A 15,988-nucleotide genomic window follows, 5' to 3' on the forward strand; every position below is an offset into this window, starting at 1 on the left:
TCAGCCTCGGGCGGCGGCCAGGACGGCGCGTTCGATTTCGCGGCGGCGGGTGGGGTGGAGGCGGTCGCCGTCCTGGGGGACGAGGCAGAAGGAGTCGACGACGGTGCCGCCGAGGGTGGCGACCTTGGCCCAGCGGATGTCGAGCTTGGCGGCTTCGAGGGTGGCGGCGAGGCGGTGGAGCAGGCCGATCCGGTCGGCGGCGCGGAGCTCCATGACGATGGCGGAGGAGGCCTCGTCGTCGAACCAGAGGACACGAGGGGGTGGGGCGTCGGTGGGGGGACCGCCGTAGTCGCGTTCCTTGGCGGCGAGGCGGTCGGCCAGGGGGAGCTCGCCGGCGATGGCGCGGGTGAGCTGCTCACGGATGAGGCCGGGGTCGGGCAGGGAGCCGAAGCGCGGGGAGACGGAGAAGACGTCGACGGCGACGTCGGAGTGGGAGCGCAGGGCGGCGGAGTGGACTTCCAGGGAGTTGAGGGCCAGGACGCCGGCGGCGCGGGAGAGCAGGCCGGGGCGGTCGGGGGCGACGACGGTGACGGTGGCGGACTGGCCGTCGGCGGTGATGAGCACGTCGGGCTTGCCGGACAGGGAGACGTTCTGCGCCAAGGACTGCTGGGAGGCGTCGAGGGGCTCGGGCCGGGGCGAGGGCTCGCCGGCCATGGCGGAGCGGCAGCGCCGGACGAGGTCGGCGATGAGCCCGGACTTCCAGTCGGTCCACACGCCGGGGCCGGTGGCGAGGGAGTCGGCCTCGGCCAGGGCGTGCAGGATCTCCAACAGGGCCGGGTCGCCGCCGAGCGTCTCGACGACGCGGGCGACGGTGGCGTCGTCCTCCACGTCACGGCGGGTTGCGGTGTGCGGCAACAACAAGTGGTGCCGGACGGCGGAGGACAGCAACTGGACGTCGTTGGGCCACAGGCCGAGTCGCTCGCCGATCTGGGTGGCCAGCGCGGCCCCGACCTCGGAGTGGTCGGCGTCGCGGCCCTTGCCGATGTCGTGCAGCAGTGCGGCCAGCAGCAACAGGTCGGGCCGGGAGACGGTGGTGGCCAGGCGGGCGGCCTGGGCGGTGGCCTGCACGAGGTGCCGGTCGACGGTCCAGGTGTGCGCGAGGTCCCGCGGCGGCAGGTCCCGAACGGCGCCCCACTCCGGGAAAAGCCGGCCCCACAAGCCGGTCCGGTCGTACGCCTCGACGACGTCGATCAGGCCGGGACCGGTGCCCAGCAGGCCGAGCAGCTCCTCCCGGGCCTCCCGCGGCCACGGCTTGCGGAGCTCGGGGGAGGAATCGGCGAGCCGGGTCAAGGTGCCGGGCGCGATGGGGGTGTTGGCCCGGGCGGCCGCGCCGGCGACGCGGAGCAGCAGCCCGGGGTCACGGCTGGGGATGGCGTCGCGGGCCAGGGCGACTTCGTTGCCGTGCAGGACGACGCCGTCGTCCAACGGCCGCCGGGCCGGGCCACGCCGCAGCGCGGAACGGCCGAAAGCGCCGATTCCCTTGCGGGGGGCGGCGGCCCGGGCCGATCGGAGGGCGACATCCACGGAGTAGACGACGGTCCGCCCGGCCGACGACAAGGCCCGGGCGAGGCCGAAACGGTCCCCCATGGACAGCGCGGAGGCGACCTCGTCGCCCTCCTGCGCGTGGAGCACGTCACGGGATTTTCCGCTGGCCCGCCGCAGTTCCGTGCGCACATCGAGCAGCAGTTCCCGCGCCTGCTCGACATCCGTGCCGGGACGGTCGATGACCTGGGCCACGGCCAGGGCATCCACGAGCTGAACGTCCCGCAGCCCGCCGCGGCCGTGCTTGAGATCCGGCTCGACCCGGTGGGCCACCTCGCCCGACGTCGCCCAGCGCCGCTTGGCCTGGTCGGTGAGCTCGTCGAGGCGGTCGCGGATGCCGGCCCGCCACTGCTGCCGGGCGGAGCTGATCAGCCGCTCGGCCACTTCCTGGTCGCCGGCCAGGAATCGGGCCTCCAACAGGCCCAGCGCCACCCGCAGGTCGCTGCCGGCGACGCGCAGCGCCTCGCCGACGGTCCGCACCGAGTGGTCGAGGCCGATGCCGGAGTTCCACAGCGGGTACCACAGCTTCTCGGCGACGGAGTCGATGTCCTTGCGTCCATTGTGGACGAGAACGAGGTCGAGGTCCGAGCCGGGCACGAAGTCCCTGCGCCCCAACGCCCCGACCGCCACCAGCGCGGCCCCGCTGCCCACGCCGGCGGCGCCGGCGTGGGCAGTGAGCCAGAATTCGTGCAGGTCGACCAGCGCCTCACGCAAGGCGTCGGCCGGTAGCCGGCGATGACCGGGTGCGGGCTTGAGCAGGAGATCCCGTGCCCGCACCAGGTCATCGGCCGTGACAGCCCCCAGATCCGTCATGCCAGACCTTTCACAGCGCGTCGTTGCCGCGTTCCCCGGTCCGCACCCTGACCACGGTCTCCACCGGCACGACCCAGACCTTGCCGTCGCCGATCTTGCCGGTGCGGGCCGCCTCGACCACGGCGTCCACGACCTTGTCCGCGGTCAGGTCGTCGATGAGCACCTCGATGCGCAGCTTGGGCACGAAGTCGACGGCGTACTCGGCGCCGCGGTAGACCTCGGTGTGCCCCTTCTGCCGGCCGAAGCCCTGCACCTCGCTGACCGTCATGCCCAGCACGCCCAGCCGTTCCAGCGACGCCTTGACGTCGTCCAGCACGAACGGCTTGATGATCGCCGTCACCAGCTTCATGACTTGCTTCCCTCCAGGACCGTGCCGACACCCAGGGCCTTGCCCGCGCTCCGGCCGCCGCCGGAGATGCCGCCGAACTCGTAGGCGGTCTCGGCGTGCTCGCTCTCGTCGATGCCGGTGACCTCGGCCTCGGCCTCGACGCGGAACCCGATCGTCTTCTTGATGACCCAGCCGATGGCGAAGGTGATCACGAAAGAGTAGGCCAGCACCGAGAACGCGCCGATGGCCTGCCGGCCCAACTGGGTGAATCCGCCGCCGTAGAACAGGCCGTCGGCCCCGGCCGAGTTGACGCTGGTGGTGCCGAAGAAGCCGATCAGCAGGGTGCCGATGATGCCGCCGACCAGGTGCACGCCGACCACGTCGAGGGAGTCGTCGAAGCCGAGGCGGAACTTCAGGCCCACGGCCAGGGCGCAGACCACGCCGGCGATGAGGCCGATGGCCGCCGCGCCCAGTGGGTTGACGAAGGCACAGGCCGGTGTGATGGCCACAAGTCCGGCCACCGCGCCGGAAGCGGCGCCCAGTGTTGTGGGTTTGCCGTCACGGACCTGCTCGGTGATCAGCCAGCCGAGGACGGCGGCGGCCGTGGCGACGGTGGTCGTGGTGAAGGCGACGGCGGCGAGGTCGCTGGCCGCCAACGCGGAGCCGGCGTTGAAGCCGTACCAGCCGAACCACAGCAGGCTGGCGCCCAGCAGCACGAACGGCACGTTGTGAGGACGCATCGGCTCCTTCGGCCAGCCCTTGCGGCGGCCGAGAAGCAGCGCCAGCGCCAGGCCCGCGGCGCCGGCATTGATATGGACCGCGGTGCCGCCGGCGAAGTCGAGCGCCTTGACCTTGTTGGCCAGCCAGCCGCCGAGCACCGAGCCGTCGGACGAGTCGAAGGCGAACACCCAGTGCGCGACCGGGAAGTAGACGATGGTGACCCAGACGCCCAGGAAGATCACCCAGGACCAGAACTTGGTCCGGTCGGCGATCGCGCCGGAGATCAGGGCCGGGGTGATGACGGCGAACATCAGCTGGAACATGACGAAGGCCAGCACCGGGATCTGGTGGTCCTTCGGCCCGGTCAGCTGGCCGACGGTGCCGGCGAGGCCCGCGTTGTCGAAGTTGCCGAACAGCCCCGCGAACGAGTCGTTGCCGAACGCCTCGCTGTAGCCGTACAGCATCCACAGCACGGTCACCACGGCGAGCGCGATGAAGTTCAGCATGAGCATGTTCAGCACGCTCTTGGAGCGGACCATGCCGCCGTAGAAGAAGGCGAGTCCCGGTGTCATCAGCATGACCAGCGCAGCGCTGGCCAACACCCAGGCGGTGTCTCCTGTGTTCACATCGTCCTCCCGTGCGGGCGCCAGTTGCACGGAAGCTTCGTCAGCGGCTGTTTCGCGGGCCTTAGTCTCATGTTTCGCGGGCGTGAACTGTCGGCGGTGCGGTGTTAACAGGGCATTTCCGCGGCCCTACCCGTCCGGTTTCGGTGACGTTCCGTCAGCGGTCGGGCAGCTGTGCGTCGCCCGTTCTCACACCGCGGCCGCCTCGGACGGCGCACCCCGTACCGCACGGTGGCGACGGGTGATCATGGTGACCAGGCCCAGCACCAGCACGTTGGCCACCAGCGCCACCACGCCCGTGTTCAGGTCCTTGAGCGGCTGCGGCAGCCACGGGGCCAGGCCGGCCATGGTCGCCCCGCTGATCGTGAACGCCGCGACGATCGCCACCCCGACCACGATGCCGGCGGCCGCGCCGAGGGTGTTGACCACCCGGCGGCGGCACAGGCTCAGGACCATTGCCGGGAACAGCTGCGTGACCAGGGAGTAGCCCATCAGCAGCAGGGAGACGATGGTGTCGCCGCCGTTGAACGTGAAGTACAGGGCGACCACCGCGACCACCGGCACCAGGATCTTGGCCAGCACCGCGACCTGACGGTCGGTGGTGGCCGGCCGGGCCACCCGGTAGACGTTCTTGGCCAGCATCGTCGCCGCGGTCATGAGGATCAGCGACCCCGGCACCAGGGCGGTCAGCACACCCGCGCCGCCGACCACGCCGACGAACCACGGGTCGAAGGTCTTGGCGGTGATGCGCAGCAGCGACAGGTCGCCGTCGCTGCCCTTCAGACCCGGCACCACCAACACGGCCGCGAAGCCGGCGAAGAACACGAACAGCAGGATCAGCTGGTAGAGCGGCAGCACCACCGCGTTGCGCCGGAACACCCGCTCGTCGCGGGCGGTGTAGACGGCGCTGAACGAGTGCGGCCACATGTAGAAGCCGAAGGCCGACAGCAGCACCGTGGACACGAACCAGGTCGGGCTCATGCCCTTCGAGGGCAGCGTGAGGAAGCCCGGCTTGGCGGCGTCGATGGCGTGGAACATGGAGCCGAAGCCGCCGAAGTAGTGCACCGGCAGGTAGATGCCGAGGAACACGACGACCACCAGGATCAGCACGTCCTTGAGCGCGGCGGTCCATGCCGAGCCGCGCACGCCGGAGATCGTCACGTACGCCGCGAGCACCACGGTGCCGGCGATGATCGACACCGCGTACGGGATCCGCCCGCCGGAGGTCTCGGACACGATGATGCCCAGGCCCTTGAGCTGGAGCACCAGGTACGGCACCAGCGCCACCACGCCGACCAGCGACACCAGCACGCCCAGGCCCGGGCTGTCGAACTTGGCCGTGAAGAAGTCGGCCTGGGACAGCAGGTTCTTGCGCTTGCCGTAGCGCCACAGGGTGGGCAGCAGCCAGTACGACATGACAAAGGCGATGGAGCCGTAACAGAGGATGTAGAAGGCCGGCCCGCCCTTGCCGTAGGCCCAGCCCGAGCCGCCGAGGAAGGTGAAGGTCGTGTAGATCTCGCCGGCCATCAGCAGGAACACGAAGACCGAGCCGAAGCCCCGGCCGCCGACGCTCCACTGCTCCAGGTCCATGTCCCGGCCGCGGCGGGCCCGCACCGCCAGCGCCACCGCGACCAGCACGGTGGCCGCGACCACCAGCAGCGCGGTCACTCGCCGCTCCGGTTGGCCGGGTCGAGCTTGTAGATCACGGCCAGGATCACCGAGGTCAGCACGACCCAGGCCAGCATCCAGAACAGGATGAACGGCAGGCCGAGCACGTACGGCTCGGTCCGGTCGGCGAACCAGGCGCCGCCGAGCATTCCCAGCACCGGCAGCACGCCCAGCAGGTGGCGTGGTCGCATCGAGCCTCCCCGCAGCAGCCCGGCAATTCCGCTATACGGAATCCCCTTCCCAGGTTTGACGCGAATCCAACGTCGCACTCCGACGGTGTGTCAAGACCTGCCCACGGGCTGTAACACAACAGCCTCATGATGATGGGACGTTTCGTCGCGGGGCGGCGAACTCAGCCCAGCAGCGCGTCGACGAAGGCGGCGGGTTCGAAGGGGGCCAGGTCGTCGGGGCCCTCGCCGAGGCCGACCAGCTTGACCGGGACGCCGAGTTCGCGCTGCACCTGGAAGACGATGCCGCCCTTGGCGGTGCCGTCGAGCTTGGTCAGCACGACGCCGGTGACGTCGACGACCTCGCCGAACACGCGGGCCTGGGTCAGGCCGTTCTGGCCGGTGGTGGCGTCCAGCACGAGCAGCACCTCGTCGACCGGGGCCTGCTTCTCCACGACCCGCTTGACCTTGCCGAGCTCGTCCATCAGGCCGGTCTTGGTGTGCAGGCGGCCGGCGGTGTCGACGAGCACGGCGTCGACCTTGGCGTCCACGCCCTGCTTGACGGCGTCGAAGGCGACGGCGGCGGGGTCGGCGCCTTCCCTGCCCCGCACGATCTCGGCCCCGACGCGGGAACCCCAGGTGGCCAGCTGCTCGGCGGCGGCGGCACGGAAAGTGTCGGCGGCCCCGAGCAGCACGGTCCGGCCGTCGGCCACGAGCACGCGGGCGAGCTTGCCGGTGGTGGTGGTCTTGCCGGTGCCGTTGACGCCGACGACCAGCAGCACGGCCGGCTTGCCGTCGTTGGGCAGCGCCCGCACGGCCCGTTCCATGTCGGGGTGCAGCGCCTCGATCAGCACCTCGCGCAGCAGGGCCCGGGCCTGGGCGGCGTCGCGCACGCCCTGGGACACGATCTTGGTGCGCAGCGAGGCGACGATCTCGGCCGAGGTGGCCGCGCCGAGGTCGGCCATCAGCAGCTGGTCCTCGATCTCCTCCCAGGAGTCCTCGTCGAGGTCGCCGGCGCCGAGCAGGCCCAGCAGGCTCTTGCCGAACATCGTCTGGGAACGGGCCAGCCGGCCGCGCAGCCGCTCCATGCGGCCCTCGGTCGGCGCGATTTCGTCGAGCTCGGGCTCGGGCGTCGCCGAAGGCTCGGGGGCCGCCTCGACAACAGGCTCGACGGGCTCGGGCAGGTCGACGTCGACCAGGGTGGGCCGCACCGAATCGCGAGGCACGGAGGCGTCGTCGCCGACGCCGGGCTGGCCGTCGACCTCGGTGCGTTCCTCGACGGGATGCTTCACGGGCTCGGCCGTGGCGGTCCCGCCGCCGGTCGACAGGTTGAACCCACCGCCGGCCTGGTAACCGCCGGCCCTGGGCTTGTCCAGCTCCTCCTTCCTCGTCATGTCGATGCGCCGACGGCGGGCCAGCACGAGCCCGACCACCAGGGCGACGAGCAGGACCGCCAGCACGACGGCGCCGATCACGATGAGATTGGTAGGAATCACGGCACCCATCCTCGCATTCGGGCCCTTGCCAACATCTAACGCATCGACGTCAGGTTTGGTAAGAAATGTGCATGAAGGTGCTCGGCCTGATCTCCGGCACGTCCATGGACGGCATCGACGCCGCCGTGGCCGACCTGCGCCTGACCGGCGACACCATCGAGCTGACGCCGCTGCGCGCCGACGCCTTCCCCTATCCCCCGCACGTGCACGCCGACCTGCTGGCCGCGCTGCCGCCGCGTGACTGCACCGCGGCGAAGCTGTGCCAGCTCGACACCCGGGTCGGGCAAGCGTTTGCCGACGCCGCCGCGCAAACGCTTGCGCAGCACCCTGACCTGGAGCTCGTCGCCTCGCTCGGGCAGACCATCTACCACTGGGTCGAGGGCGACCGCTGCGAAGGAACGCTCCAGCTCGGCCAGCCGGCGTGGATCGCCGAGGTCACCGGCCTGCCGACGGTCGCCGACATCCGGGCCCGTGACGTCGCCCGCGGCGGTCACGGCGCGCCGCTGGCGGCGATCCTCGACGCGTTGTGGCTCGGCGGCCGTGACGACCGGACCTGGGTCGCACTCAACATCGGCGGCATCGCCAACATCACCGTCGTCACGCCCGACACCTCTTTCCTCGCGCCAAGCCACGGACCCGTCGCCTACGACACCGGCCCCGGCAACGCGCTGCTGGATCTCGTGGCCCGCCGGGTCGGCCTCCACCAGGACGAGGACGGCGAGCTGGCCGCCGACGGGACCGTGCAGCGGGATCTGCTCGATCTCCTGCTGCGGGAGCCGTACTACGCGCGGCCGGCGCCGAAGTCGACCGGCAAGGAGCTGTTCCACGTCGGCTATCTCGACGGCACCGAGCACCGGCTCGTCGAAGACGTGATGGCCACGCTGGTCGAGCTGACCGCCATCACGGTGGCCGACGCCTGCCGCAAGCACGGCGCGGATGTGGTCGTGGCCTCCGGCGGCGGCGTGCGCAATCCGACTCTCATGCGGGCCCTCCGACGGCACCTGGAGCCGGCGGAGCTGTGCGTCAGCGACGACTTCGGCCTGCCCAGCGACGCCAAGGAGGGCTATCTGACGGCCCTGCTCGGCTTCCTGACCTGGCAGGGCGTGCCGGCCAACGGCCGCCTGCTCGGTTCCGTGACGCCCGGCCGCGGACCGCTGCGCCCGCCGCCACCGCCCGAGGTTCCCGTGTCCAAGCTGCGCGTTGTGGAGGTGCCCGATGCATCCGGCTGACCTGGTCATCATCGCGCTGTACCTGCTCGCCATGCCGGTCATCGGCCTGCTGCTGCGGGGAAAGCAGCGCACCGGAGCGGACTACTTCCTCGGCGGCCGGAACCTGCCGTGGTGGGCGGTCTGCCTGTCCGTGGTGGCAACGGAAACCTCGACGCTGACGGTGATCAGCACGCCGGGTCTGGTGTGGGGCACCGGTTTCACGTACCTCCAGCTGGCGCTGGGCTACATCGTCGGCCGAATCCTGGTGTCGATCATCCTGCTTCCCCGCTACTTCAAGGGAAATCTCGTCACCGCGTACGCCTTCCTGGGTCAGCGCTTCGGCACCGCCGCGCAGGGCGTGGCCTCGCTGGCCTTCGTCGTGACACGGCTGCTGGCCGAGGGCGTGCGGCTGTTCGCCGGCGCGATCCCGATCCAGGCGATCCTGGCCAGCTACGGGATTCACACCGCGTACTGGCACATCGTGCTGGGGCTGACCGTGCTCACCGTGATCTACACCTACGTCGGCGGGGTTCGGTCGGTGGTGTGGGTGGACGTGGTGCAGCTGGCGCTCTACCTCGGCGGCGCGCTGGTGGCGGTCGGTGTGCTGGCGTCGAGGCTGCCGAGCAACTGGTTGTCGGTGGCCGCGGCCGGAAACCGCTTGCAGTTCTTCGACTTCTCGTCCAATCCGCTGTTCAGCCAGTACGCGTTCGTGACGGCGATCGTCGGCGGCGCGGTGTTCGCGATGGCCTCGCACGGCACGGATCAGCTGATCGTGCAACGGCTTCTGGCCACCCGCAGCCTGCGTGACGGCCAGAAGGCGCTGATCGGCAGCGGCATCATCGTGTTCGTCCAGTTCGGACTGTTCCTGCTGGTCGGGGCCGGCCTGTGGGTGCTGTACCACGGGGCGGCGCCGGCCTCGCTGGGGTTGACCAACACCGACGGCTTCTTCTCCAAGTTCATCGTCGAGGACCTGCCGGTCGGCGTGGCCGGCCTGCTGATCGCCGGCATCCTGGCGTCCACCATGGGCGCGCTGGCCTCCGCGCTGAACGCCCTGTCCACCTCGACGGTCACCGACCTGTACGAGCGGTTCCGCAAACAACCGCTGCCCGAGGATTCGGCTTTGCGGCACGGGCGGATCTGGACTCTGGTGTGGGCGGCGGTTTTCGTGGTGTTCGCGTCGATGTTCTCCAGCACCAAGGGCCCGGTGATCGAGCTCGGGCTCGGCATCACCGGCTACACCTACGGCGCCCTGCTGGGCTCGTTCGCGTTGGGGTTGCTGGTCAAGCGGGCCACTCAGGCCGACGCGGTGACGGCCTTCCTGGTCACGGTGGCGGCGATGGCGGTCATCGTGTCGTTGAAGTTCACCGTCGGCGGCAAGTCGGTGGGGCTGGCCTTCCCCTGGTACACGCTGACCGGCGTGATCATCACGCTGATCGTCGGCGGTCTGCTGTCGCTACGGCATCGGGCTCGGACTCCCGTGGCCACCGGCTGACCGCCCAGCCCGACAACGCCGCCACGATCTGCATGAGGCCGACGACGGCGATGACGCCGACGGGGCTGAGGACTGTCCGCAGCGGACCGACGAGGGCGGAGCCGAGAGCGTAGGCCCCGATCTTGAGGCTGGCTCCGGTCGCGCCGACCTGGCCGAGCAGCTCGGGCGGGCTGTACCGCTGGCGGGCGGCCAGCAGGGCCGGGAACTGTGGGCCGAGTGCCAGCCCGGCGGCCACGGCCAGGGCCAGCAGCACGGGGAAACTGCCGGCCAGCGACCAGCTGGCCAGCGCGATGCCGTAGCCGGCGAGCGAGACCAGCACCGTCCACCAACGGTCCTGGAGCCGAATCAGCGCGATGTTCGTGATGACACAGCCGATTTCCATGGCCGTGAGGACAAAACCGGACGACTTCTCGCCCACGCCGAGCTGGTCGGTGCGCTCGGTCAACACGACGATCAGCAGACCGGTCGAGCCCCAGCTGAGCGTGGTGGCCAGCGTGACGGCGCGCAGCCTGGGTGTGCGAACCATGTGCCGCAGGCCGGTGAGCACCGGCTGACGGCCGTGCGGGCTGGGCGGCACCGGCGCGATGAAGGCCAGCGCCGCGACACTGCCGACCGCGGCGGTGGCAATGGCCAGCACTGCCCCGGTCGGCGTGATCAGCCCGGCCAGCAGGCCGACGGTGGCCGGGCCGGCCATCGCCGCCGCGCTGAACGACAGCGAGTCCATGGAATTGGCCCTGGTCAACCGGGCCGGGCCGGCCAGACCCGGCACCATCGCGGAGAAGCCGGCGCTGGTCATCGGCAGCGCCAGGCCGGCCAGCGCGGCGAGCAGCGGCCCGGCCCAGCTCGGCGTGACGACGATGCCGATCATCGCCATCGCGAGGGCGACCTGGTTGCCGGCCAACGCGGCGCGGCGGTGGCGCGTGCCGTCCAACCAGGACCCGAGCAGCGGGCCGGTCAGCATGGACGGGAGGGCGTAGGCGGCGAGCGTGATGCCGGTCAGTGCGGGGTTTGTGCCACGGGTCAGCAGGTATACGGCGAGGGCCGGGCCGACCATCTCGTCACCGAGGCGGGCCAGCGTGGCCGCCGTGTAGTAGGCCCTCACGAAGTCTGTGTACTGCTCACGACCCGGTTTCGGCCAGCGCTTTTCGCCCGGTACAGGGCGGTGTCGGCGGCCAGCAGAAGCTTCTCCAGGGTGTCGCCGGCGGTCGGGTGCACGGCGCAGCCGATCGACACCGTCAGGCCGTCGACCTCGGCCTGAGTGCCGTCCAGCGGCACGGCGACGATCATCGCCGCGATCGCGCCGCGGATCCGCTCGCCGGCGGTCAGGGCGCCCGCCTCGGCGGAGCCAGGCAGCAGCACGGCGAACTCCTCGCCGCCGAAGCGGCCGACCACGTCGTAGTCGCGGACCTGCCCGCGCAGGGTGTCGGCGACGGCCTTCAGCACCACGTCGCCGGCCACGTGGCCGTAGGTGTCGTTGACCCGTTTGAAGTAGTCCAGGTCGACCATCAGTACGCCGAAGGTTCTATTCTCGCGTATCGCCCTGGAGTATTCGCGTTGTGCGGAATCATGCCATGCAAGTGCATTAAGCAATCCCGTTTTGTCGTCGGTGCTCGCGGCGACTTCCAACTGCTTCACCAGGACGCTTCTGTGCAACATCAACAACGGCGGCAGCACGAGGAGCACGAGCACCGGCTGGTAGACCAAAGACAGGGCCGCGAGACCACCGAGACACAGCGTTACCGTTTCGAGCGCGTTGTCGCTCCAGGTGCCGAACAACGCCTGCCTCGACCGTTTCCGGCCGTACAGGAAAATTCCGGTCGCGGCCAAGCAAGCATTGACCAATTCGAACACCAGAGCGGCTGTCAGCACGATCGCCGCGGCCCGCCACGCGCCCGGCACGCCCTCGTCCAGCGAGCCGAGACCGGTCACTCGCAGCACCGAAGAGGCGGCGAAACAGGACAGCAGGGCCCACGCCGTGCTGACCGCGACCCGGTGCGGCGGGCGGGCCCGCACGTGCCGCCACACCCGGATCCACAGGTGGAGATACAGAAGCGCGGCCAGCAGGGAGACCATGGCCGGGGTCAGCAGGACCGCGCCGGCCAGGTACCAGACCGAGGTCATGTTGATGTGCGTCTCGCCCGACATCCAGCGGCGCATCCGCTCGATCCGGGCCGACAGCTCGGCCTGCCCGATGCCGAGCACCAGCAGCACGCCCAGCCAGCACAAATCCATTCCGTGCTGCGGAAACCGCACCGCGTCGGTTATCGGCAGGGCCACCGCCGCGAACTCGCAGACGAGTGCGAATGCGAGCCAGCCGGTCGCCTGCTTCCACACATCCCAGTTCGGCACCGCGGCGCTCATGTCACGGAAACGTGCGATACTTGTGCGCAAGGCGATACCGAGAAGTGCCATAATGGAACTCGACACCCCCTCTAGTTCGACCGCTCCGCATCGACAACCACCCGACGTGTCTGCCGTCAGCGTAGTCGGCCGTACGTCCCGCGTACCCGGAGGAGGCGACCGACATGGCGACTCGCGAAGGCTGAGCTCCTTATTCTCGCGCAGACGGCGGTCCGGCGCCCGTCCCCGTCCGACGGACATGGCCCCGTTCGTCTCACGCTCCGTCACCGTGAAGCAGGTCGACGGCCTCCCCCGCCTCGGGCACCCCGAGTGCGCCCAGCACCTGTGCCGCCCGTTCCCACGCCCGCCTGGCCGCCGCGGTCGCACCCCGCGCCCGGTGCCCCCGACCAGCCGTGAGCAGCGCCCTTCCCTCGACGAGGCGCTGGCCCGTCCGTGCGGCCAGCGCCACCGCGGCCTCGGCGCGATCGACGGCCGGGCCCGACTCACCCGACGCCAACTGAATCTCGGCGATCACGTGCAGTGTCGCCGCCTCGGCGCAGCGCATGGTCGCCGCGTCGCCGATGTCCAGCGCCTGCCGGGCGTGCGCGAGGGCCGAGGACGGCTCACCCAGCGCCAGCTTGGTCCAGGCCAGGCCGAGTTGTGACCGAAGCTCGCCGTTGCCGAACCCGATGCCCCGGCTGAGCTGCAACGCCTCGCCGTGGCGTCGCAGTGCCGATTCCGGTCGGCCCTCGGCTCGGTCGAGCGCGCCCAACGTGTTCAGCGCGTTCACAGTCGCCCCACGAGCGCCGACCCGGACCGCGAGCTCGTGCGACTCCTCGGCCTCGCGCCGGGCGAGCTCGTGTCGGCCCATGTCCAGGTGCACCCCGGCGCACGTGTCCAGAACGTCGAATTCGTCCTCGCCGCCCAGTTCCCGGCGGATCCGCAACGACTCGGTCATCTGCGTGGTGGCATCGGCGTAGCGGCCGAGCTCCCGGTAGGAGTTGGCCATGTTGTTGCGCACCAGGGCCTCGCCCGGCCGCGAGCCGATCTGCCGGTAGCAGTCCAGCGCCTGCTCCAGGAACGCCACCGACTCGTCGAAGTGGCCGAGGTCGAAGTAGATGTAGCCGAGCCGGGACAGGGTCTTGGCCTCGGTCTCGGTCGCCCCGGCCGCGCGGGCCAGCGACAGCGCGTCGGTCGCGTTCGGCGCGGCCCGCTCCGTGACCCCTAACTCCGCGTGGGTCGCGGCCAACGCGCTCAGCGCCGCCGCCTCGCCCGCGGTGGATCCCGTCTCCCGGAACAGCTCGACGGCCTGCTCCAGGTGGTCCAGGGCCGGCCGGGTCTGACCGAGGTCGGCGTGGGCCGTGGCCAGGCAGTAGTTCGCGGCGGCCTCACCGAAGACGTCGCCGAGCTGTGCGGCCAGTCGGCGAGCGGCCTGGGCCGTGGCCACGGCGTCCACCGAATGCCGGCCGGTGATCAGGAACCGGCTGAGCACCACGGCCAGCCGCCAGCCCATCGGCAACCCCGCGTCGGCGGCGTCGCGGACCAGGGCCACGAGGGTGGCCCGTTCGTCGTCGAGCCTCCTGACGGCCAGGTCGCGATCGACCGTCCGGCAGACCAGCGCGCCGTCGACCGGCTCGGGCAGCGCGATGTCGAACGGCGGCGCGAGGCCCAGCACCCCGACCGCCGTCGCCGCGGTGTGCAGAAGGCTGTCCCGCAAGCGGGTCAGCGCCGGCTCGCGTTCCTCGGGCTCGGCCAAGGCGGCGGCGTGGCGACGGACCGGGTCGGGAAGGTGGAACCGGTCGGGCTGGTGTCGGTCGATCAAGTGCGCCCGGTCCAACAGGTCCAGCACTGCCTCGACCTCGTCGTACTCGAGGACGGCCAGCGAGGCGGTGGCCAGCATGCCGAACTCGAGGATCGGCGTGGACCCGAGTAGCCGCAGCATCCGGGCGGCCACCGGAGGCAACGCCTCGTAGGCGAGGTCGAAGGTTGCGTGCAGGGCCGCTTCCTCGTCCTCCTCGACGTCAAGGGCGGTCAGCAGGCCGCCCTTGCGCAGCCGGCGGACGTAGTCGGCGATGGAGCCGTCGCCAATCACGCCGGCGGCGAAGCGCAGCGCCAGCGGCAGGTGCGCGCACAGCGTGGCCAGCTCGGCCGCTGCCTCGGGCTCGGCCCGCACCACCCGCTCGCCGAGCAGCGCGACCAGCAGTGCGCGAGAGTCGTTGGCCGCCAACACATCCAGGCTCACCGGGCTCGCGCCCTGCAACACGATCAGGCCGCGCAGCGCGTTCCGGCTGGTGATCAGGACAGCGCAGCCCGGTTCCCCGGGCAGCAGCGGGCGGACCTGATCCGGAGTGACAGCGTTGTCAAGGACCAAAAGCATCCGCTTGCCGGCCAGTTGCGAGCGGTAGAGCGAGATCTGCTCGTCTTCATCGGTCGGAATCTGGTGCGGGACAACGCCCAACGCGCGCAGCAGCCGCGGCAGCACTTCCCCCGGCAGCAGTGGATGTGCCGGCGCCTGCCCGCGCAGATGCACGAACAGCTGGCCGTCGGGAAAACGTTGTCTCAGATCGGTCGCCGCACGCACGGCCAACGCGGTCTTGCCGACGCCAGCCGGGCCCGACAGCGTCACCACCGGCACCGCGAGATCGAGCTCCGCCGGCGCCAGCAATGCCTTGACCCGGGCCAGTTCCGTCTCTCGGCCGACGAACTCGCCGCCACGCGCCGGCATCTGGAACACCGGCGCCTGCGCGCTGATGCTCGGGGCGGACGTCGGCGGGGCCAGCTTCGGATCGCTCGTGAGGATCGCCTGGTGCAGGTCGCGCAGCTCCGTGGACGGCTCCACGCCCAGCTCGTCGGCCAGCAGCCGTCGCACGTGGTGGTAGATCGTCAGCGCCTCGGCCTGCCGATCCGACCGGTACAGCGCCAGCATCAGCTGGGCCCAGAACCGTTCCCGTAGCGGGTTGGCCGTGGTCAGCGCCCGCAGCTCGGTGATCAGCTCGTGGTGGCGGCCCAGCGTCAGCTGCGCGTCCAGGCGCAGTTCCGCCGCCAGCAGCCGACGCTCGTCCAGCGCCACCGCCTCGTGCTCACGCAGCCGCGGGCTCGGCACGTCGGCCAGGGCTGGTCCCCGCCACAGCTCCAGCGCCGCCGTGAGTAGCTCGATCACCCGGACCGGCTCCGCGTTCCTGGCCTCGGCCAGCAGCCGGTCGAAGCGGCCCGCGTCCACGTCGTCCGCCGGCACGTCCACCCGGTAGCCGTCGGTCACCGTGGTGATCAGGTCCGGCACGCCGATCGCCTGCCGCAGCCGCATCACGTAGGCGCGCAACGTGGTCCGGGCCCCGTCCGGCGGGTCCTCGTCCCACAGATTGTCGATCAGCTCCTGCGCGCCGACCGTGCGACCGGTGTGCAGCAACAGGGTCGCCAGCACGATCCGGTGCTTGCCCGCCCGGACCGCCACCGGCTCGCCGCCGTCGCGAACCAGCTCGACCGGGCCCAGCAGGCGGAACCGCATGCCCTCGCCGCTCATCGACCCTCCTCGGGTCCCGATGGTATTGGTCCGGTCACGCCCCTGAGGCACCCGAGGTTGCCCCACTTTTG

General features: G+C 70.9%; 11 protein-coding genes. 2 read left to right on the plus strand and 9 right to left on the minus strand.

The window, feature by feature from the left end; translation table 11 throughout:
- The 6 genes from AB0M73_RS36745 to ftsY all read right to left on the minus strand — a co-directional run bounded on the left by AB0M73_RS36745 (position 1) and on the right by ftsY (position 7,366).
- On the minus strand, positions 1–2,355 hold the full coding sequence (locus AB0M73_RS36745; protein ID WP_363901036.1) for a [protein-PII] uridylyltransferase: 2,355 nt from the start codon (positions 2,353–2,355) through the stop codon (positions 1–3).
- Positions 2,356–2,365: 10 nt separating this feature from the next.
- A complete protein-coding gene (locus AB0M73_RS36750) occupies positions 2,366–2,704 on the minus strand; it encodes a P-II family nitrogen regulator (RefSeq protein WP_363901039.1) in 339 nt (112 codons plus the stop codon).
- Entirely contained in the window at positions 2,701–4,029 is a 1,329-nt protein-coding gene (locus AB0M73_RS36755) for an ammonium transporter (RefSeq protein ID WP_363901042.1), read from the minus strand. Before AB0M73_RS36755 ends, AB0M73_RS36750 begins: the two co-directional genes overlap by 4 nt.
- 186 nt (positions 4,030–4,215) lie before the next feature.
- The gene (locus tag AB0M73_RS36760; RefSeq protein ID WP_363901045.1) at positions 4,216–5,694 is read right to left on the minus strand and encodes a sodium:solute symporter; all 1,479 of its coding nucleotides are present in this window, start codon (positions 5,692–5,694) and stop codon (positions 4,216–4,218) included.
- A complete protein-coding gene (locus tag AB0M73_RS36765) occupies positions 5,691–5,885 on the minus strand; it encodes a DUF3311 domain-containing protein (RefSeq protein ID WP_043722798.1) in 195 nt (64 codons plus the stop codon). Before AB0M73_RS36765 ends, AB0M73_RS36760 begins: the two co-directional genes overlap by 4 nt.
- A 161-nt stretch (positions 5,886–6,046) precedes the next feature.
- A complete protein-coding gene (gene ftsY, locus AB0M73_RS36770) occupies positions 6,047–7,366 on the minus strand; it encodes a signal recognition particle-docking protein FtsY (RefSeq protein WP_363901049.1) in 1,320 nt (439 codons plus the stop codon).
- Positions 7,367–7,428: 62 nt separating this feature from the next.
- Here ftsY and AB0M73_RS36775 point away from each other — a divergent pair, with 62 nt between their 5' ends.
- Both AB0M73_RS36775 and AB0M73_RS36780 read left to right on the plus strand, forming a co-directional pair.
- Positions 7,429–8,586 carry an anhydro-N-acetylmuramic acid kinase gene (locus AB0M73_RS36775; protein ID WP_363901053.1) on the plus strand — a complete coding sequence of 386 codons (1,158 nt, stop codon included), beginning with the start codon at positions 7,429–7,431 and terminating at the stop codon, positions 8,584–8,586.
- Positions 8,573–10,057, plus strand: a complete 1,485-nt coding sequence (locus AB0M73_RS36780) for a sodium:solute symporter (RefSeq protein ID WP_363901056.1) — start codon at positions 8,573–8,575, stop codon at positions 10,055–10,057. The genes AB0M73_RS36775 and AB0M73_RS36780 overlap by 14 nt, the downstream gene beginning before the upstream one ends.
- Here the strand turns inward: AB0M73_RS36780 and AB0M73_RS36785 are convergent.
- From AB0M73_RS36785 to AB0M73_RS36795, 3 genes are read right to left on the minus strand one after another with little or no spacing between them, the layout of a single operon-like run.
- Positions 9,990–11,159, minus strand: a complete 1,170-nt coding sequence (locus AB0M73_RS36785; RefSeq protein WP_363901059.1) for an MFS transporter — start codon at positions 11,157–11,159, stop codon at positions 9,990–9,992. The two genes, AB0M73_RS36780 and AB0M73_RS36785, sit on opposite strands and share 68 nt — an antisense overlap.
- Positions 11,156–12,658: a GGDEF domain-containing protein gene (locus tag AB0M73_RS36790; RefSeq protein ID WP_363901062.1), complete on the minus strand. Its 1,503-nt coding sequence runs from the start codon at positions 12,656–12,658 to the stop codon at positions 11,156–11,158. The genes AB0M73_RS36785 and AB0M73_RS36790 overlap by 4 nt, the downstream gene beginning before the upstream one ends.
- 13 nt (positions 12,659–12,671) lie before the next feature.
- Positions 12,672–15,917, minus strand: a complete 3,246-nt coding sequence (locus tag AB0M73_RS36795; RefSeq protein ID WP_363901065.1) for a BTAD domain-containing putative transcriptional regulator — start codon at positions 15,915–15,917, stop codon at positions 12,672–12,674.
- Between the last annotated feature and the right edge of the window lie 71 nt (positions 15,918–15,988).

The sequence above is a fragment of the Kutzneria sp. NPDC051319 genome, assembly GCF_040682195.1.
GTDB lineage: Bacteria > Actinomycetota > Actinomycetes > Mycobacteriales > Pseudonocardiaceae > Kutzneria.